Annotated in this window: 17 protein-coding genes; 3 read left to right on the top strand and 14 right to left on the bottom strand. The window is 74.0% G+C overall.

Features of this window, described 5'->3' with window-relative positions; translation table 11 throughout:
* Positions 1–57: 57 nt before the first annotated feature.
* The 6 genes from AB0J00_RS03760 to AB0J00_RS03735 all read right to left on the bottom strand — a co-directional run bounded on the left by AB0J00_RS03760 (position 58) and on the right by AB0J00_RS03735 (position 7,065).
* A complete protein-coding gene (locus tag AB0J00_RS03760; protein ID WP_357740358.1) occupies positions 58–1,341 on the bottom strand; it encodes a thymidine phosphorylase in 1,284 nt (427 codons plus the stop codon).
* Positions 1,338–1,745 (bottom strand): cytidine deaminase, encoded by a 408-nt coding sequence (locus AB0J00_RS03755; protein WP_357740355.1) that lies wholly within the window; start codon positions 1,743–1,745, stop codon positions 1,338–1,340. Before AB0J00_RS03755 ends, AB0J00_RS03760 begins: the two co-directional genes overlap by 4 nt.
* Positions 1,745–3,028 carry an ABC transporter permease gene (locus tag AB0J00_RS03750; protein WP_357740352.1) on the bottom strand — a complete coding sequence of 428 codons (1,284 nt, stop codon included), beginning with the start codon at positions 3,026–3,028 and terminating at the stop codon, positions 1,745–1,747. Before AB0J00_RS03750 ends, AB0J00_RS03755 begins: the two co-directional genes overlap by 1 nt.
* Positions 3,025–4,272, bottom strand: a complete 1,248-nt coding sequence (locus tag AB0J00_RS03745) for an ABC transporter permease (RefSeq protein WP_357740350.1) — start codon at positions 4,270–4,272, stop codon at positions 3,025–3,027. Before AB0J00_RS03745 ends, AB0J00_RS03750 begins: the two co-directional genes overlap by 4 nt.
* Complete coding sequence (locus AB0J00_RS03740) at positions 4,269–5,807, bottom strand: ABC transporter ATP-binding protein (protein ID WP_357740347.1); 1,539 nt, start codon at positions 5,805–5,807, stop codon at positions 4,269–4,271. The genes AB0J00_RS03745 and AB0J00_RS03740 overlap by 4 nt, the downstream gene beginning before the upstream one ends.
* Positions 5,808–6,009: 202 nt before the next feature.
* A complete protein-coding gene (locus AB0J00_RS03735) occupies positions 6,010–7,065 on the bottom strand; it encodes a BMP family ABC transporter substrate-binding protein (protein ID WP_357740344.1) in 1,056 nt (351 codons plus the stop codon).
* A gap of 330 nt (positions 7,066–7,395) precedes the next feature.
* On the opposite strand from AB0J00_RS03735, the gene AB0J00_RS03730 reads away from it, so the two are divergent.
* Positions 7,396–8,691 (top strand): D-alanyl-D-alanine carboxypeptidase, encoded by a 1,296-nt coding sequence (locus tag AB0J00_RS03730; protein ID WP_357740341.1) that lies wholly within the window; start codon positions 7,396–7,398, stop codon positions 8,689–8,691.
* 9 nt (positions 8,692–8,700) lie between these two features.
* Here the strand turns inward: AB0J00_RS03730 and AB0J00_RS03725 are convergent, their stop codons facing one another.
* The 3 genes from AB0J00_RS03725 to hisC all read right to left on the bottom strand — a co-directional run bounded on the left by AB0J00_RS03725 (position 8,701) and on the right by hisC (position 11,583).
* A complete protein-coding gene (locus AB0J00_RS03725) occupies positions 8,701–9,294 on the bottom strand; it encodes a 2'-5' RNA ligase family protein (protein WP_357740338.1) in 594 nt (197 codons plus the stop codon).
* Between the two features lie 30 nt (positions 9,295–9,324).
* Positions 9,325–10,350 carry a tryptophan--tRNA ligase gene (gene trpS, locus AB0J00_RS03720; protein ID WP_357740335.1) on the bottom strand — a complete coding sequence of 342 codons (1,026 nt, stop codon included), beginning with the start codon at positions 10,348–10,350 and terminating at the stop codon, positions 9,325–9,327.
* 84 nt (positions 10,351–10,434) lie between these two features.
* On the bottom strand, positions 10,435–11,583 hold the full coding sequence (gene hisC / locus AB0J00_RS03715) for a histidinol-phosphate transaminase (protein ID WP_357740332.1): 1,149 nt from the start codon (positions 11,581–11,583) through the stop codon (positions 10,435–10,437).
* Between the two features lie 58 nt (positions 11,584–11,641).
* Here hisC and galE point away from each other — a divergent pair, with 58 nt between their 5' ends.
* Complete coding sequence (galE, locus tag AB0J00_RS03710) at positions 11,642–12,598, top strand: UDP-glucose 4-epimerase GalE (RefSeq protein ID WP_357740329.1); 957 nt, start codon at positions 11,642–11,644, stop codon at positions 12,596–12,598.
* Between the two features lie 3 nt (positions 12,599–12,601).
* Here the strand turns inward: galE and AB0J00_RS03705 are convergent, their stop codons facing one another.
* Positions 12,602–13,939, bottom strand: coding sequence for a hemolysin family protein (locus AB0J00_RS03705; protein WP_357740326.1), 1,338 nt, complete (start codon positions 13,937–13,939; stop codon positions 12,602–12,604).
* 244 nt (positions 13,940–14,183) lie between these two features.
* Here AB0J00_RS03705 and AB0J00_RS03700 point away from each other — a divergent pair, with 244 nt between their 5' ends.
* A complete protein-coding gene (locus AB0J00_RS03700) occupies positions 14,184–15,065 on the top strand; it encodes a CAP domain-containing protein (RefSeq protein ID WP_357740323.1) in 882 nt (293 codons plus the stop codon).
* 79 nt (positions 15,066–15,144) lie between these two features.
* Here the strand turns inward: AB0J00_RS03700 and AB0J00_RS03695 are convergent, their stop codons facing one another.
* The 4 genes from AB0J00_RS03695 to AB0J00_RS03680 form a co-directional block, all read right to left on the bottom strand.
* Complete coding sequence (locus AB0J00_RS03695) at positions 15,145–16,359, bottom strand: NADP-dependent isocitrate dehydrogenase (RefSeq protein WP_357740320.1); 1,215 nt, start codon at positions 16,357–16,359, stop codon at positions 15,145–15,147.
* A 173-nt stretch (positions 16,360–16,532) separates the two neighbouring features.
* Positions 16,533–17,480, bottom strand: coding sequence for a malate dehydrogenase (gene mdh, locus AB0J00_RS03690; RefSeq protein WP_357740317.1), 948 nt, complete (start codon positions 17,478–17,480; stop codon positions 16,533–16,535).
* Positions 17,481–17,546: 66 nt separating this feature from the next.
* Positions 17,547–17,870: a DUF3017 domain-containing protein gene (locus AB0J00_RS03685; RefSeq protein WP_357740314.1), complete on the bottom strand. Its 324-nt coding sequence runs from the start codon at positions 17,868–17,870 to the stop codon at positions 17,547–17,549.
* A gap of 2 nt (positions 17,871–17,872) precedes the next feature.
* The gene (locus AB0J00_RS03680; RefSeq protein WP_357740312.1) at positions 17,873–18,742 is read right to left on the bottom strand and encodes a bifunctional methylenetetrahydrofolate dehydrogenase/methenyltetrahydrofolate cyclohydrolase; all 870 of its coding nucleotides are present in this window, start codon (positions 18,740–18,742) and stop codon (positions 17,873–17,875) included.
* Between the last annotated feature and the right edge of the window lie 34 nt (positions 18,743–18,776).

Below are 18,776 nucleotides of genomic sequence, written 5' to 3'. Positions count from 1 at the left end.
GCGCACCCGACCGGGGTGGAGTCCCAGCGCTCGGGAAACGATGCGCTGGGACTCCACTCAGGCGGTGATGCGGTCCAGCAGCAGGGGCAGCGGCTGGTCGCCGGTGTCGACGCCGACCGCGCCCTCCAGCGCCTCGAGCGCGCGCGGGATCCGGCCGGCGTCGTCGGTGCGCAGCTCCAGCAGCGGCTGACCGGCGGTCACCTGCTCGCCCACCGTCGCCGTCCAGGTGATCCCGGCGGCCGCGGACACCGGGTCCTCCTTGCGGGCCCGGCCGGCACCCAGCCGCCAGGCGGCGACGCCCAGCGCGTAGGCGTCCAGATTCGTCAGCGTGCCGGTGGCCGGGGCGGTGACCACGTGGGTCTCGGCCGGCTGCGGCAGCGGCGCGTCCGGGTCGCCGCCCTGGGCGCTGATCATCGCCCGCCACACGTCCATCGCCCGGCCGTCGGCCAGCGCGTCGGCGGGGTCGACGTCGGCGCGGCCCGCGCCGGCGAGCATCTCCCGGGCCAGCGCCAGGGTGAGCTCGACGACGTCGGCCGGCCCGCCGCCGGCGAGCACCTCCACCGACTCGGCGACCTCGACCGCGTTGCCGGCGGTGCGGCCCAGCGGCCGGTCCATCGCCGTCACCAGGGCCACCGTGCGCACCCCGGCCGCCTCACCGAGGCCGACCATGGTGCGGGCCAGCTCGCGCGCCCGGTCGGGGTCGCTCATGAACGCACCCGACCCGGTCTTCACGTCGAGCACCAGCGCGTCGGCGCCCTCGGCGATCTTCTTGCTCATGATCGAGCTGGCGATCAGCGGGATCGACTCGACGGTGCCGGTGACGTCGCGCAGCGCGTACAGCAGCTTGTCGGCCGGGGCCAGGTCGTTGCCGGCGGCGCAGATGACCGCGCCGACGTCCCGCAGCTGCTGGACGTACTCCTCGTCCGACAGCGACGCCCGCCAGCCGGGCACCGACTCGAGCTTGTCCAGCGTGCCGCCGGTGTGCCCGAGGCCGCGGCCGGACAGCTGCGGCACCGCCACGCCGCAGGCGGCGACCAGCGGCGCCAGCGGCAGGGTGATCTTGTCGCCGACGCCACCGGTGGAGTGCTTGTCGGCGGTCGGCCGGCCGAGCCCCGACAGGTCCTTGCGGACGCCGGAGTCGATCATCGACCGCGTCCACACCGACAGCTCGTCGGGCGACAGGCCCCGGAAGAACACCGCCATGAGCAGCGCGCTCATCTGCTCGTGCGCGACGTCGCCGGCGGTGTAGGCGCCGATCACCCAGCGGATCTGCTCCGCCGACAGCGGCTGCCCGTCGCGCTTGGCCCGGATGACGTCGATCGCGTCGAAGGGGGCGCTCACCGCTGCGCCGCCGCGACGAGGTCGTCGGGGCCGAACGCGTCCGGCAGCACCTCGCTCATCGGCACGATGCCCAGCGACACCGTCTCGATGAGCATGTCGCGGCCGCCGTGCTCCCAGAGCAGCTGGCGGCACCGGCCGCAGGGCATCAGCGGCTGCCCGTCGCCGCCCACGCACGCGACGGCGACCAGCCGGCCACCGCCGGTGCGGGCCAGGTCGCTGACCATGCCGCACTCGGCGCACAGCCCCAGGCCGTACGAGGCGTTCTCGACGTTGCAGCCGGTGACCAGGCGGCCGTCGTCGACCAGCCCGGCGACGCCCACCGGGAAGTCCGAGTAGGGCGCGTACGCGTGGGTCATCGCCTCGCGCGCGGCCGTGCGCAGCGCATCCCAGTCGATGTCCGCCACTAGTGCTCCCCTCTCCGGTAGACCAGTCCGTCCGCCTTGGGCATCCGCAGCCTCTGCGAGGCGAGCGACAACACCAACAGCGTGACGATGTGCGGGGTGAACGAGACGATGCCGTCGGGCAGCTCGTCGATGGTGAGGAAGCCGACCAGCGCGGCGGCGGCGAACACCAGCGCCAGCACCGCCTGCAGCCGCTTGCCGCGGACCAACTGCAGCACCGCGATGGCCGCCAGCCCGATCGCCAGGAGCAGCAGCAGCGCCACGACGGCGCTCTGGCTGCGCAGCTGCAGCGCGTCGGCGAAGCCGAACAGCGAGGCGCCGCCGGCCAGCCCGCCCGGCCGCCAGTTGCCGAAGATCAGCGCGGCGAGGCCGATGTAGCCGCGGCCGTTGGTCTGGCCCTCGCGGTACAGGTTGGCGACGAACACCAGGAAGACACCGCCGAGGCCGGCCAGCGCGCCGGAGATGACCACCGCGGTGTACTTCAGCCGGTAGACCGGCACGCCGAGGGAGTCGGCGGCCGCGGGGTTCTCCCCGCACGACCGCAGCCGCAGGCCGAACGCGGTGCGCCACAGCAGCAGGTAGGCGGCGGGCACCAGCAGGACGGCGACGACGGTCAGCACGCCGACGTTGTTGGTGAGGCCGCGCAGCAGCCCCGCGACGTCGGACAGCAGGAACCAGTGCTTGCGCTCCAGGTCGCCGAGCACGTCGGCGCCCGAGGAGAAGAAGGGCACCGAGAACGACGGCGGCTTGCTCGACAGCGCCGGCGACTGGGTGACGCCACCGCCGGCCGGGTTGTCGACGTAGATCGTCTCGGACAGGAAGCGGACGACGCCGCCGGCGAGGATGTTGATCGCCACACCGGAGACGACGTGGTCGACGCCGAAGCTCACCGTGGCGACGGCGTGCACGAGCCCGCCCAGCGCGCCCATGACCAGGCCGCCGACGACCGCGCCCTGCCAGCCCCACTGGTACCCGGCCCAGCCGGCGCCCCAGGTGCCGAGGGTCATCATCCCGTCGAGGCCGATGTTGACCACGCCGGCCCGCTCGGAGAACAGGCCGCCGAGGGCCACCAGCGCCAGCGGCACCGCGAGCAGCAGCGCCGCGGACAGCGTCGAGGACGAGGTGAGCTGCTGCTCGCCGCTGATCACCCGCACCGCGGAGAACAGCACGATCAGCCCGACGAGCAGCCAGGTCAGCCGGCGCGCGCGCCCGCCACCGGTGAACAGCTCGGTCAGCCGGCCGCGGGAGGCGCCGGGCGCGGGGGCGGTGGTCACGGCGGTGCTCACTGCGAGACCTCCACGTCGTCGCTGCGGCCACCGCGACCGGTGGCGGTGCTGATCGCCGGTCCGGTGCCGCTGCCCGGGCCGTCGTCCGGCGGCGGGCCGCCGTCCCCGCCCTGGCCGCCACCGGTGCTGCCGTCACCGGTGGACGGCGGGGCGACCGGGGTGCCGCGCTCGGCCGCGCGCCGGGTGAGCCGGCGGGCCACCTCGTTGGCGATGACGACGGCGAGCACGATCGTGCCCTGGATGATCGTGACGACCGAGGACGGGATGTCGTTGAGCTGCAGCGGCACCTGCGCCCGGTCGAGGAAGGCGAACAGCAGCGCCGCGACCGCGATGCCGGCCGGGCTGTTGCGGCCGAGCAGCGAGACGGCGATGCCGAGGAAGCCCAGGCCGGTGGTGAACTCCGTGCCGTAGTGGTGGTCGCTGCCGAGCAGGTCGGGCAGGCCGATGAGCCCGGCGACCGCGCCGGACAGCACCATCGTCTTGATGACCATGCCGCGGGCGTCGACGCCGCTGGCCGAGGCGGCCGACGGCGACAGGCCGCTGGCCCGCAGGTCGAAGCCGAACCGGGTGCGCTTGAGCAGCACCGCGATGAGCACGCCGATGACGATCGCCACGACCAGGAAGCCGTAGAGCTGCCGCGGCGGGCTCTCCAGGCCGAGCGAGGAGAGCAGGCCGTTGAGGCTGGGCATCCAGCCGGACTCGGGGATCTCCGCGGTCGTGACGATCGAGGCGCCCGGCTTGCTGCCCCGCAGCGGGCCGGTGAGCAGGTAGGACGCCGTGCCCAGCGCGATGAAGTTCAGCATGATCGAGCTGATCACCTCGCTGACGCCGCGGGTGACCTTCAGGATCGCCACGACGGCCGCCCAGACGGCGCCGACGGCCATCGCGGTGACCATGATCAGCGCGACGTGCAGCGGGCCCGGCAGCGCGACCGCGGCCCCCGCGCCGGCGGCGAGGATGGTGGCCATCCGGTACTGGCCCTCGACGCCGATGTTGAACAGGCCCATCCGGAAGGCGATGGAGACCGCCAGGCCGGAGAGGAACAGCGGCACCGCCCGGTTGAGGACCACGATCAGCGCGGTCATCTGCTGGGTGGAGGTCTCGCCGAAGTCGAACATGACCCGCAGCGCGTCGACCGGGTTGACGCTGATCGCCAGCATGACGACCGCGGAGATCAGCAGCGCGACGACGACGGCGAGGACCGGCGCGAGCAGCGTCCGGCCGAGCCGGCGGACGGCGGTCACGCGGTCACCTCGGCCTGGGCACCGGCGCCGGTCATGTGCCCGCCGAGCTCCTCGGGGGTGAGCCGGGCCGGGTCCAGCGTGGCGACCACCCGGCCGCGCAGCATGACGTGCAGCGTGTCGGACAGGCCGATCAGCTCGTCGAGGTCGGCCGAGATCAGCACGATCCCCATCCCTTCGGCTCGGGCGTCCTTGAGCAGCTCCCAGATCGCCGACTGGGCCCCGACGTCGACCCCGCGGGTCGGGTGGGCGGCGATGAGCAGCCGCGGCTTCGCGCTCATCTCGCGGCCGACGATGAGCTTCTGCTGGTTGCCGCCGGACAGCGCGACGGCGAGGGTGTCCGGGCCGGGCGCGCGGACGTCGTACTCGCGCATGATCCGCTCGGTGTCGCTGCGGGCGCCCTTGCGGTCGATGAACACGCCCTTGGCCGACGGCGGCCGGGTCTGGTGGCCCAGCACGCGGTTCTCCCACAGCGGCGCGTCCAGCAGCATGCCCTGGCGGTGCCGGTCCTCGGGGATGAACCCGATCCCGCGCTCGCGCCGCTCCCGGGTCGACCAGGCGGTGACGTCGTCCGTGCCGAGGTGGAGCACGCCGCCGTCCAGCGGCCGCAGGCCCATGATCGCGTCGACCAGCTCGGCCTGGCCGTTGCCCTCGACGCCGGCGATGCCGACGACCTCGCCCTCGTGGACGGTGAAGGTGACACCGTCGACGACCGGCCGGCCCTCGGCGTTGCGCACGGTCACGCCGTCCAGGCGCAGCACGGGGGTGTCGCGGACGGTCGACTCGCGGGTGGCCGGGGTGGGCAGCTCGGCGCCGACCATCATCTCGGCCAGCTGCTTGGCGGTCGTCGTCCGCGGGTCGGCCTCGCCGACGGTGGTGCCGCGGCGGATGACGGTGATCGCGTCGGCGACCTTGCGCACCTCGTCGAGCTTGTGCGAGATGAAGATGACGGTGAGGCCCTCGCGCTTGAGCTCGGCGAGGTTGCCGAACAGCTCGTCGACCTCCTGGGGCACCAGGACGGCGGTCGGCTCGTCGAGGATCAGCGTGCGGGCGCCCCGGTAGAGCACCTTCGCGATCTCGACCCGCTGCCGGTCGCCGACGCCGAGGTCCTCGACCAGCGCGTCGGGGTCCAGGCCCAGGGCGTAGCTGTCGGAGATCTCCCGGATCCGGCGGCGGGCCTCGGCGCGGTCCAGCCGGCCGCCCTTCGTGGGCTCGCTGCCCAGGACGACGTTCTCCAGGACGGTGAAGTTGTCGGCCAGCATGAAGTGCTGGTGGACCATTCCGATGCCGGCGGCGATCGCGTCGCCCGGGCTGCGGAAGGTCACCGGCCGGCCGTCGACCAGGATCTCGCCCTCGTCCGGGCGGTGCATCCCGTAGAGGGTCTTCATCAGCGTCGACTTGCCGGCGCCGTTCTCCCCGACGATGGCGTGCACCTCGCCGCGGCGGACCCGCAGCTCGATGTCTGAGTTCGCCACGACACCGGGGAACCGCTTGGTGATCCCGCGCAGCTCCACCGCCAGCGGCGTGGGCTCGTTCAACCTGACTCCTCGAACCGGAGGGGCGTCGGCCGGCGGGTGACCCGCCGGGTGACGCGGAGGACGTCGTCCTCACGGACGACGGGAACGGTACAGACGCCCGGCCCCCGTTCCGCAGGTGGAACGGGCCCGGACATGGGAACGGCGGGTCCCGGGGCGTGGAACGCCCGGGACCCGCCGCCCCGTCGTGCGCAGCGCGTGCGGATCAGGGCTTCGAGGGCACCTTGATCTTGCCGCTGGTGATCTGGCTGGTGTAGTCGTCGATCTGGGTCTTGATGTCGTCGATGAACCCACCGCTGGTGGACAGGCCGACGCCCTCGCTCTTGAGGTCGTAGGTCTCGTCCTGGCCGCCCTTGACCCCGCCGTCGGCGAAGTCCTCGATGTAGGCCTGGACGGCGTTGTCGACCCGCTTGAGCACCGAGGTCATGATGACCGGCTGCAGCGACGGGTCGCCGACGGTCTGGTACTGGTCGGAGTCGACGCCGATGGCCCGCTTGTTGCTGGCCTTGGCCGCCTGGAAGACACCGATGCCCGAGCCACCCGCGGCGGCGTAGATGATGTCGGCACCCGAGTCGTACATGCCCTGCGCGACGATCTGGCCCTTCGCCGGGTCGCTGAACCCGGAGAAGTCACCGTTGGGCGACAGGTACTGGACGTCGACCTGGATGGCCGGGTCGACGGCCTTGACGCCGGCGACGTAGCCCGCCTCGAAGCTCTGCAGCAGCGGGCTCTCGACACCACCGATGTAGCCGACGTGCTTGGTGGTCGTCTTCAGCGCGGCCGCCACACCACCGAGGAACGAGCCCTCGTTGGAGGCGAACTGCAGGCCGGTGACGTTGTCGGCGACGTCGACACCGGTGGAGTCGACGACGGCGAACGAGGTGTCCGGGTACTGCTTGGCCACGTCGCCGATGACGTCGGCGTAGTTGAAGCCGACGGCGATGACCGGGTTGAAGCCCTGGTCGGCGAGCTGGGTCAGCAGGTCGGCCCGGTTGGAGGCGTCGGCGTTGGGCGACAGCTCCTGCACCTTGCTGCCCTTGTGGGCGCTGACGAACGCCTCGACGCCGGCGTAGGCCGAGTCGTTGAACGACTTGTCGCCGCGGCCGCCGGTGTCGTACGCCAGCCCGATCTTGACGCTGTCGCTGCCGCCGCCGCTGCTGCTGCCGCTGCCGCCGTCGCTGTCGTCGCTCGCACAGGCCGCCAGGGCCAGTCCGCCGGCCAGCAGCAGCGCCGCGGCCTTCATCCCACGCGCGTGGCGCAAGACGCTCTCCTCTCCTCGCGGACGGGCGCAGGGGTGGTGATCCGCCCCTGCGGGTGTCCGGTTCGTGGTCCCTCTCGGGCGTTCCTCCCGCCGCCCCGGCAGCCCGCGGGGGCAGGCAGGCCGGGCGACGGCGACCTCGGCACGCTAACTGCGCCCGCCCGGGAGATGACCCCCGAGGGCCGGACCGTGATGGGATCGTTGCCGAGCGGCAACACGGCACACACACGCGCTCGCGCGGGGCGAGCGGGCTCACGGACGCCGCGTGCCGTGGCTCACTGCCGGGCGCTCCCGGGTGCGTTCCGCGCGGGTGCCGCCGGTTAGCTTCGGGGCGTGCGCCGCGTCCCGTTCCGCGCCCGGCTCGCCGCCGGGTCGGTCGCGGCCGTCCTGCTCTGCGCGGGCACCGGCGGGCCGGCGCTGGCGGCCGGCCCGCGGCCGACCGCCGACCCGGCCGCACCGACGCCGACGGTGCCGTACCCGGACCGCCCGCCGCAGGGCAGCGCGCCCGACGGCAGCACCGTCGGCGGACCGCAGCTGGCCACCCGCGGGCTGGTGGTCGCGCCCGGCGCCCCGCCGCTGCCGGCCGGGATCGACGCGCGCGGCTGGCTGGTCGCCGACGCCGGCACCGGCGAGGTGCTCGCCGCGCAGGACCCGCACGGCCGCTACTACCCGGCCAGCACGCTCAAGACGCTGACCCTGCTCACCCTCGTGCCGGTGCTCGACCCCGCGCAGGTGGTGGCCGGCACCCGCGAGGACGAGGACGTGGAGGGCAGCCGGGTCGGGCTGGTCGAGGGCGGCCAGTACCCGGTGCCGCTGCTGTTCCAGGCGCTGGTGCTGCAGTCGGGCAACGACTGCGCCAACGCGCTGGCCCGGGCCGCCGGCGGCGTCGAGGCCACGGTGGCGGCGATGAACGCCACCGCGGCGCGGATCGGCGCCTGGGACACCGTGGTCGGCACGCCGTCCGGGCTGGACGTCGCCGGCCAGTCCTCCTCGCCCTACGACCTGGCGCTGGTCATGCGGCAGCTGATCGCCGACCCCATCGCGCTGGGCTACCTGCAGACCCCCACCGCGCAGCTGCCCGACGCCGGCGGCCGGCCGGGCTTCCAGATCCAGAACCAGGACGCGCTGCTGGCCACCTACCCGGGCACCCTGGGCGGCAAGACCGGGTTCACCGACGCCGCCCGGCACACGTTCGTCGTCGCCGCCGAGCGCGGCGGCCGGCGGCTGGTGGTCAGCCTGATGCAGGCCGAGCGGCGCCCGGTGCCCGAGCAGCAGCAGGCCGCGCTCCTGCTGGACTGGGGCTTCGCCACCCCGCCGGGCAGCAGCGTGGGCCGGCTGGTCGACCCGGTCGCGCCCGCCCCCACGGTGCTCACCACCACGGCGCCGGCCGAGGCGACCCCGCTGCCCTCCCCCGCGCCGACGCCGGCCGCCGCGCCGGCACCCACCAGCCCGCCGTCCGGGTCGCCGGCCCCGGCGCCCGACGACCCCGGCCCGCAGGCGCGGCGGCTGCTCGACCTGATGGGCACCCTGGGCCTGGTCGGCGCGCTCACCGTCCTGGCGGGGTTCCTGGTCGCCCGGCGCCGGCGGGACCGCCGGTCCGGCGACGGGGGCGACCCGCCCCCGGGCTGACCGGACGGGTCAGCGGCGCGGACCGGTGAGCGGGTACTCCTGCACGACCGACCAGGCGCCGTCGGGCTGCTGCTCGAACTCGGTGAACGAGTCGACCCGGAACTCCGCGTGCAGGTCGGCCAGCGCCACGTACGCCATGTCGAGCATGTCGGTGGGCACGTCGTGGGCGACGGTCACGTGCGGGTGGTACGGGAACGACAGCGGGCGGGCCAGCGGACCGGTGCGCACGTGGGTGGCGATCTGCTCGCAGTCGCCGATCCCGAGGGCGACGGTCACGAACACGACCTCGGAGACCGGCCGGAAGGTGCCGGTGCCCGACAGGTGCATGTCGAACGGCGCGTGCGCGCGGGCGACGGCGGCCAGGTGCTCGCTGATCGCGGCCCGGTCGCGGACGGCGACCTCGGTGGGCGGCAGCAGCGTCACGTGCGGTGGCACCAGGCTCGCCTGCGGGTCACCGCACTTGGTCCGCCACTCCACCAGCAGCTGGGCCCACGGCTCGGGCACCGACACGACCACGCCCAGCGTCGAGGTGTCCTCGCCCTCGCGCCGCTCGACCGGCCGGTGGACGAACGTGTCGTCGGCGCGCAGCGCCCGCCCGCTCACTCCGCCGACCCGTTCACTGCGCCTGCCCGCTCACGCGGACGCCCCGCCCGTGCTGCCCGGCGCCAGGAAGCCGACCCGGTCGTAGACGGTGGCGAGGGTGACCGAGGCGACCTCGCGGGCCCGGGCCGCGCCGGCGGCGAGCAGCCGCTCCAGCTCGGCCTGGTCGGCGAGCAGCTCGGCGGTGCGCTGCTGCACCGGCGCCAGCGCCTCGGTGACGACCTCGGCGAGCTCCTTCTTGAGGTCGCCGTAGCCGCGGCCGGCGAAGTGCTCCTCCAGCTGCGCGACCGTCTGCCCCGACAGCGCCGCGTAGATGCCCAGCAGGTTGGTGACGCCGGGCTTCTCCACCGGGTCGGCGACGACCTCGCGGCCGGTGTCGGTGACCGCCGAGCGGATCTTCTTCGCCGTCACCCCGGGGTCGTCGAGCAGGTTGATGCAGCCGGCCGGGGGCAGGCTCTTGCTCATCTTCTTGTCCGGCTGCTGCAGGTCCAGCACCCGCGCGGCCGCCTCGGGGATGAAGCCGGCCGGCACGGTCAGCGTCTGCCCGTAGCGGCTGTTGAACCGGGTCGCCACGTCGCGGGTCAGCTCCAGGTGCTGCCGCTGGTCGTCGCCGACCGGGACCTTGTCGGCCTGGTAGACGAGGATGTCGGCGGCCATCAGCACGGGGTAGGTGAACAGCCCGACGGACGTCGTCCCGGCGCCCTCCCGCTGGCTCTTGTCCTTGAACTGGGTCATCCGGCTGGCCTCGCCGAAGCCGGTCAGGCACTCCAGCACCCAGGACAGCTGGGTGTGCTCGGGCACGTGGCTCTGCACGAACAGGGTGCTGCGCGCCGGGTCGACACCGAGCGCCACCAGCTGCGCGGCCGACACCAGGGTGCGGCGGCGCAGCACGGCCGGGTCGGGCTGCTCGGCGGTGATGGCGTGCAGGTCGACGACGCAGTAGAACGCGTCGTGGTCGTCCTGCAGGGCCACCCACTGCTTCAGCGCACCCAGGTAGTTGCCGAGGTGGAAGGAGTCCGCCGTCGGCTGGATGCCGGACAGCACACGGGGAGCAGGCACGTCCTCCATCGAACCACGCGCCCCAGCGGTCCCGGGGCAGGCTCCGGGATCCGGCGCCCGCTCGTCCCGTATCCGCTGCTCAGCTCACGCGCCGGGCGACGTCACCGCCGTGTCGTCGACGGCCGCCGCGGGCACGGCCGCGAGCACCGCGTCGAGCGCGGCGAGGAAGACGTCGTCCTCCTCCGGGGTGCCGACGGTGACCCGGATGCCGTCGCCGGCGAACGGCCGGGTGATCACCGCACGGGCCTCCAGCGCGGCCGCGACGTCCGCGGTGCGCTCGCCGAGCGGCAGCCAGACGAAGTTGGCCTGGCTGCCGGGCACCGCCAGCCCCCGCTCGCGCAGCGCGGCGGTCAGCCGCCCGCGCTCGGCGACCACGGCAGCGCAGCGCTCCCGCACCTCGTCCTCGCTGTCCAGCGCCGCGACGCCGGCGGCCTGGGCGATCATCGAGACGCTGAACGGCACGTGCGTGCGGCGCACCATGTCGGCCACCGCGGGGTCCTCGGCGACCAGGTAGCCCAGCCGCAGCCCGGCCAGCCCCCAGGCCTTGGAGAACGTGCGCAGCACCGCGACGTTGGGCCGCCCGCGCATCAGCTCCAGCCCGTCGGGGACGTCCGGGTCGGTCACGAACTCGCGGTACGCCTCGTCGAGCACGACCAGCGTGGTGGCCGGGACGGCGTCCAGGAACCGCTCCAGCTCGGCCCGCCGCACCGCCGTCCCGGTGGGGTTGTTCGGGTTGCAGACGAACACCAGCCGGGTGGTCCCGTCGACCGCGGCGGCGAGCGCGTCGAGGTCGTGGGTGTCGGGGGCGGCGCCGGTCGTGCCGGGCAGCAGCGGCACCGGCACCGACGTGGCGCCGGTGAGCTGGCCGAGCAGCGGGTACATCTCGAACGACCGCCAGGCGAACGCGATGCTCGTGCCCGGCTCGGTGAACGCCCAGGCCAGCTGCTCGCAGAGGATGACCGCGCCGCAGCCGGCGACCACCTGCTCGGGCCGGACGCCGTAGCGCCCGGCCAGCCGCTCGGTGAGCAGCGCCGCCCCGTTGTCCGGGTAGCGGTTGGTCTCGGCCGCCGCGGCCGTGATCGCCTGGACCACCTTGGGCAGCGGCGGGAACGCCACCTCGTTGCTGGCCAGCTTCACCGCGCGCTCGACCCCGAGCTCGCGGGCCAGGTCGGCGGGGTTGCGACCAGGGCGGTAGGCGGGCAGCGCCGCCACGGCCGGACGTGGGCTGACCACGGGGCTCCTCCTCGGCTGCCGCCCGCTGCCCCGGCGGGGCGCTGACTAGGCTCGCAGCATGCGCGTTCTCGTCACCGGCGGAGCCGGGTACATCGGCAGCGTAGTCACCGCGGCGCTGCTCGCCGGGGGTCACGACGTGACCGTGCTCGACGACCTGTCGACCGGCCATGCGGACGCGGTGCCCGAGGGCGCCCGCTTCGTGCAGGCCCGGCTGCAGGACTCGGCCCCGGTGCTGGCCGACGTCCGGCCCGAGGCGGTGCTGCACTTCGCGGCCAAGAGCCTGGTCGGGCAGAGCCAGGAGTCGCCCGAGCTGTACTGGGAGAACAACGTGGGCGGCTCGCTCGCGCTGCTCGAGGCGATGCGCGCGGCCGGCTGCCGGCGGATCGTGTTCTCCTCCACCGCCGCCACCTACGGCGAGCCGGAGCAGGTGCCGATCCTGGAGACCGCCCCGACCCGGCCGACCAACACCTACGGCGCCAGCAAGCTCGCCGTCGACGCGATGCTGACCTCGTACGCGACCGCCTACGACTTCGCCGCGGTCAGCCTGCGGTACTTCAACGTCGGCGGCGCCGCGTTCGGCCGGGGTGAGCGGCACGCGACCGAGACGCACCTGATCCCGATCGCGCTGCAGGTCGCCGCCGGTGACCGGAAGGCGCTGACCATCTACGGCGACGACTACCCGACGCCGGACGGCACCTGCATCCGCGACTACGTGCACGTCACCGACCTGGCCGACGCGCACCTGCTGGCACTGCCCGCGCCCGCGCCCGGCGAGCACCGGATCTACAACCTGGGCAACGGGACCGGGTTCTCGGTGCAGGAGATGGTGGAGGCCGTCCGCGAGGTCACCGGCCACGAGCTGCCCGTCGAGGTGGGCCCCCGCCGCGCCGGCGACCCGGCCCGGCTGGTGGCCAGCTCCGACCGGATCCGCGCCGACCTCGGCTGGTCGCCGTCGCACTCCTCGCTGCGCGAGATCGTCACCGACGCGTGGGAGTTCACCCGCTCGCGCCGGTGACGCTCAGCCCGCGGTCGCCTCGGCTGCCGCGGGCTGCTCCCCCTCGGCCGGCTGCTCGGGTGCCCGGGACACCGCGATCCGGGCGATCCGCCGCCCGTCGAGCTCCAGCACGCCGAGCTGCCGGCCCTCGACGGTGACCGTGTCGCCGACCACCGGCAGCCGGCCGAGGTCGGCCAGCACGTACCCGGCGACCGTCTCGTAGGGTCCCTCGGGCAGCGCCAGCCCGGTGACGTCCCGGAAGTCGTCGAGGTTGAGCAGACCGTCGACCTCGTGCGGGCCTTCCACCGGCTCGTCGGTCTCGGCGGTGACGTCGGCGTCGTACTCGTCGTAGATGTCCCCGATGACCTCCTCGATGAGGTCCTCCAGGGTCACGATCCCGTCGGTGCCGCCGTACTCGTCGACGACGATCGCGAAGTGCGCGTTCTCCCGGCGCATCTCCGACAGCGCGGTGAGCACCTTCGCGGTGCCCGGCAGCTGCTTCACCTCGCGCGCCAGGTCGCCGACGGTCGCCGCCCGGCCGGCGGGGTGGCTGGGCAGGAACAGGTCGCGCACGTGCACGAAGCCGACCACGTCGTCCTCGCTGCGGCCGACCACCGGGTACCGCGACCAGCTGGAGTCGGCCACCTGCTTGGCCGCGCGGCTGGCGGTCATCGACGCGTCGAGGAAGTGCACCTCGGTGCGGGGGGTCATCACCTCGCGCACCTCGCGGTCGCCGGCGCGGAAGACCTCGTCGATCAGCCGGCGCTCGTCGCTGGACAGCGACTCGTGCGCGGCGACCAGGTCGCGCAGCTCCTCCTGGCTGATCGACTCACCGCTCTGGTCCGGGTTGCCGCCGAGCGCGCGCACCAGCAGGTCGGTCGACTTGGACAGCAGCCAGATGACCGGGCGGAACAGCTTGGCGATGGCGTTCAGCGGCGCGGCCACGACGAGCGAGAAGCCCTCGGCCCGCTGCAGGGCCAGCCGCTTGGGGGTGAGCTCGCCGACCACCAGCGACAGGTAGCTGATCGCGATGGTGACGACGATGAACGACAGCGGGTCGGCCAGGCCGCGGGACGTGCCCAGCGTGCCGACGGCCCAGTCGGCCAGCGGCGCGGACAGCGTGCTGGCACCGAACGCCGCCGAGAAGAACCCGGCGAGCGTGACGCCGACCTGCACGGAGGCGAGGAAGCGGTTGGGGTCGCCGAGCAGCCTGCTCAGGGCCTGCCCGCGGCGGCCGGTCTCGGCCAGGCTGCGGACCTGCGACTCGCGGAGCGAGACCAGGGCGATCTCGGCTCCCGAGAAGGCGCCGCCGATCAGCACGAAGACGACGACCATGACGATGTTGAGCCAGACGTCGCTCACCGGCGGCGTGCTCCTCCAGAGGTGGGGTCCTGCCCGGGACGGTCCCGTTCCGGGGCCACGGTAGTGGCGGCAGGAGGCCGACGGCCTTCCCGCTCCAACGGGCGGACGTCGCTGTGGTGTTCCCGCCGGGGCTTCAGTTGATCAGGTGTTTGCGCTTAGTGTCGACGCGGTAACGATTCGTGATCTTTCTGAGGACGTCCCCGTGCACCACCGCTCCACCCCGCCGCCGTCCGTTCCCCGACGGGTGCTGCGACCGCTCGCCCGCACCCTCCTGCGCCGCCCGGTGTGGGTCCCCCTCGCCGTGCTCGCCGTGCTGGGCGGGGTCCTGCTCGGGGTGCCCCCGGTGAAGGACTCCGCCGGTGCGCTGCTCGAGGACGCCTCCGCGAATTCGGCCCACCAGGCCCCCGGCCGCTCGTGGACCGACCAGGGCCGCCGCGGCGCCGCCGACCGCGCCGCCCGCTCCGCGCCGTCCGGCACGCCGGCCCCGAGCACGACCGCCGAGCCGTCGCCGGCGGCCCCGACCCCGGCGCCGAGCACCACGGCGCCCGCGTCGTCGTCCGCCCCGTCGTCGACGGCGCCGTCGTCCACGGCGCCGTCGCCCGCCGCGTCGCCACGGCCCAAGGCCCCGGCCGCCCCGTCGTCGTCGGTGGCGAGCCAGAAGCCCGCGCCGCAGCCCGCGGCCCCGTCGTCCGCCGCACCGGCGCCCGCGCCGGCGCCCGCGCCCGTGCCGGCTCCCGCCCCGGTGACCGCTGCCGGTCCCGAGGCCGAGGTGCTCGCCCTGGTGAACCAGCAGCGCGCCTCGGCGGGCTGCGGCGCGGTCAGCGCCGACGGCCGGCTGGCCGACCTGGCCCGGGCGCACAGCGCCGACATGCGCGACCGGCACTTCTTCGACCACACCAACCCCAGCGGTCAGGACCCCTGGGCCCGGGCGAAGGCGGCCGGCATCACGACCATGCGCGCGGAGAACATCGCCATGGGCCAGCAGGACGCCGCGGCCGTGATGAAGGCGTGGATGAACAGCCCCGGCCACCGGGCCAACATCCTCAACTGCAGCCTGCGCACGCTCGGCGTCGGCGTCGCGACCGGCAGCGGCGGCCCCTGGTGGACCCAGGACTTCGGCGTCTGACGCCGATCACCGGGGGCCCGGACGCGCGACGGCCCCCTCACCCAGCGGGTGAGGGGGCCGTCGTGCAGTCGGGCCGAGGTCAGGCCATGGCCTTCTTCAGGTTGTTGTCGATGGCCGCCAGGAAGTCCTGGGTGTTCAGCCACGGCTGGTCCTTGCTGATCAGCAGGGCCAGGTCCTTGGTCATCTGACCGCTCTCGACGGTCTCGATGCAGACGCGCTCGAGGGTCTCGGCGAACCGGGTGACCTCGGGGGTGCCGTCGAGCTTGCCGCGGTGGGCCAGGCCCCGGGTCCAGGCGAAGATCGACGCGATCGGGTTCGTCGAGGTCTCCTTGCCCTGCTGGTGCTGCCGGTAGTGCCGGGTCACCGTGCCGTGCGCGGCCTCGGCCTCGACGGTGCGGCCGTCGGGGCTGGACAGCACCGACGTCATCAGGCCCAGCGAGCCGAAGCCCTGCGCGACGGTGTCGGACTGCACGTCACCGTCGTAGTTCTTGCACGCCCAGACGTAGCCGCCCTCCCACTTGAGGGAGGCGGCGACCATGTCGTCGATCAGGCGGTGCTCGTAGGTGATGCCCGCCTTGGCGAAGTCGTCCTTGAACTCGGCCTGGAAGATCTCCTCGAAGATGTCCTTGAACCGGCCGTCGTAGGCCTTGAGGATCGTGTTCTTCGTGGACAGGTAGACCGGGTAGCCGCGGGTCAGGCCGTAGTTCAGCGAGGCGCGCGCGAAGTCGCGGATCGACTCGTCGAGGTTGTACATGCCCATGACGACGCCGGAGCCCGGCGACTGGAACACCTCGTGCTCGATGGGCTCCGAGCCGTCCTTCGGGGTGAAGGTCAGCGTCAGCGTGCCCTCGCCCGGGAAGCGGAAGTCGGTGGCCCGGTACTGGTCGCCGAAGGCGTGACGGCCGACGATGATCGGCTTGGTCCAGCCCGGCACCAGCCGCGGCACGTTCTGCATGATGATCGGCTCGCGGAAGATGACGCCGCCGAGGATGTTGCGGATCGTCCCGTTGGGCGACCGGTACATCTTCTTGAGGCCGAACTCCTCGACCCGCGCCTCGTCCGGGGTGATGGTGGCGCACTTGACGCCCACGCCGTGCCGCTTGATGGCCTCGGCCGCGTCGACCGTGACCTGGTCGTCCGTCGCGTCGCGGTGCTCGATGCCCAGGTCGTAGTACTCGAGGTCGACGTCGAGGTAGGGCAGGATCAGCTGGTCCTTGATGAACTGCCAGATGATCCGGGTCATCTCGTCGCCGTCGAGCTCGACGACCGTGCCCTCGACCTTGATCTTGCTCACGTGCTCTCCTCGCTGGCCTGGTCGGCCGCTGGTCTGCAACTGCGGCGCCCGGCGTGCGGTGGCACGCGGACGCACGTGTCCTGGTCTTCTCTACACCGTCGGCCGCACGGACCGACGCGCGGGGCCGGGGTCGGGCGGGTGGGACGGGTGGGACCGGGGTGGGACGGGCGGGGTCACAGGCCCGCGACGTCGGACTGCTTGGCGCGCACCGCGTCGGCGGCGGTGCGCAGCCCGGCCAGCTCGGTCTCCGACAGGTCGGTCTCGACCACCCGCCGGACGCCGTCCCGGCCGATCTCGGCCTCCACCCCCAGGTAGACGCCGGAGATGCCGTACTGCCCGTCGACCCAGGCGCAGACCGGGAGCACGCTGCCCGAGTCCTCGATGACCGCGCGGGCCATCCGGGCCGCGGCCGCGGACGGGGCGAAGTAGGCCGAACCGGTCTTCAGCAGCCCGACCACCTCGGCGCCGCCGTTGCGGGTGCGGTCGACCAGCGCCTCGACCCGCTCGGCGGGCAGCACGTCGGCCAGCGGCTTGCCCTCGACCGTGCAGGCCGACGGCACCGGCACCATCGTCTCGCCGTGCGAGCCCAGGGTCAGCGTGCGCACCGACGCGACGGGAACGCCCAGCTCCTCGGCCACGAAGTGCGCGAACCGGGCGCTGTCCAGCACGCCGGCCTGGCCCATCACCCGGGAGTGCGGGAAGCCGGTGGCCAGCTGGGCGAGCGCGGTCATCTCGTCCAGCGGGTTGGACACCACGATGAGGACGGCGTCCGGTGAGGTCTCCGCGATCCGCTCGGACACCGACCGCACGATGCGGGCGTTGGTCTCCAGCAGGTCCATCCGGCTCATGCCGGGCTTGCGCGGCAGGCCCGCGGTGACCACGACGACGTCCGAGCCCTCGGTGCCCGCGTAGGACCCGCCGCCGACGCCGACCACCCGGGTCTCGAAGCCCTCGACCGGCCGGCTCTGGTTGATGTCGAGCGCCAGGCCCTCGGGGCGGCCCTCGATGACGTCGGTGAGGACGACGGTCTCGAAGACGTCGTACTCGGCCAGCCGCTGGGCGGTGGTCGACCCGTAGAAGCCGGCCCCGACGACGGTGACCTTGCCGCTGCGCTGCGCCATGCCGGTCAACCTAGCGCCGGGCGACCCGGTTCGACCGGGCCGCCCGCGCGCCTTCCGGCCGGGAGGTCAGCCGGCCGGGACCGAGAGCGCGATGGCGACCACCGCGGCCCCGGCCCCGAGCATCAGCGTGACGTCGATCGTCCGGCTGCGGACGGCGAGGAAGCCCAGCCGCCGCTCCGGCAGCATCCGCAGCAGCCCGCCGGCCAGCAGCGCGCAGCCCACCAGCACCAGCCCGGCCCGCCACCGGTCGACCGCGACCAGCACGAGGCCGGCGCCGACCGTGACCACGACGAACGTCAGCGGCCACTGGCGCAGCGCCCCGGCGAGGAACGGCCGCCGCACGTACAGCGGCGGCTTCCCGGTGCCGGCCGGGCCGGGCGGCTGGGCCACGGTCAGGCGGACAGCGCTGCGGCGGCCGCGGCCTGCTCGGCGGCGAGCACCACGTTGGCCAGCAGCATCGCGCGGGTCATCGGCCCGACGCCGCCGGGGTTGGGGGCGACGAAACCGGCGACCTCGGCCACCGCGGGGTCGACGTCCCCGGCGATCTTGCCGTCGACCCGGCTCACGCCGACGTCGAGCACGGCGGCGCCCGGCTTCACCATGTCGGGGGTGATGATCGAGGGCACGCCGGCCGCGGCGACGACGACGTCGGCGTTGCGGGTGTGCGCGGCCAGGTCGCGGGTGCCGGTGTGGCACAGGGTCACGGTGGCGTTCTCGCTGCGCCGGGTGAGGATCAGGCCCAGCGGCCGGCCCACGGTGATGCCGCGGCCGACGACCACGACCTCCGCACCGTTGAGCGGGACGTCGTAGCGGCGCAGCAGCTCCACGATGCCGACCGGGGTGCACGGCAGGGGCGCGGGCACGTTGAGGACCAGCCGGCCGAGGTTGGTGGGGTGCAGGCCGTCGGCGTCCTTCGCCGGGTCGATCCGCTCCAGCACGACGCTCTCGTCGATGCCCTTGGGCAGCGGGAGCTGGACGATGTAGCCGGTGCACGCCGGGTCGGCGTTGAACTCGTCGATGACGGCGAGCACGTCCTCCAGGGTGGCCGTGGCCGGGAGCTCGCGCTGGATGCTGGCGATGCCGACCTGCGCGCAGTCCTTGTGCTTGGCCGAGACGTACCACCTGCTGCCGGGGTCGTCGCCCACGAGCAGGGTGCCCAGCCCGGGTCGTCGTCCTGCCGCTGCCAAGGAGGCGACCCGTTCGGTCAGCTCCCCCCGGATCGCCGCCGCCGTCGCCTTGCCGTCGAGTGTCGTCGCTGCCACGTGTTGCAGTCTGCCCGACGCCGCCACCCGTAGG

Origin of the sequence: Modestobacter sp. NPDC049651, assembly GCF_040659695.1 — a bacterium.
Taxonomy (GTDB): Bacteria; Actinomycetota; Actinomycetes; order Mycobacteriales; family Geodermatophilaceae; genus Modestobacter.
The sequence above is the reverse complement of the archived record's forward strand: the minus strand, read 5'-3'. Positions and strand labels throughout refer to the sequence as shown.

Excerpts from the sequence above, each read along its gene's own strand:
- mdh (WP_357740317.1), bottom strand. The coding sequence starts at position 17,480 with ATGGCGCAGCGCAGCGGCAAGGTCACCGTCGTCGGGGCCGGCTTCTAC.
- galE (WP_357740329.1), top strand. The coding sequence starts at position 11,642 with ATGCGCGTTCTCGTCACCGGCGGAGCCGGGTACATCGGCAGCGTAGTC.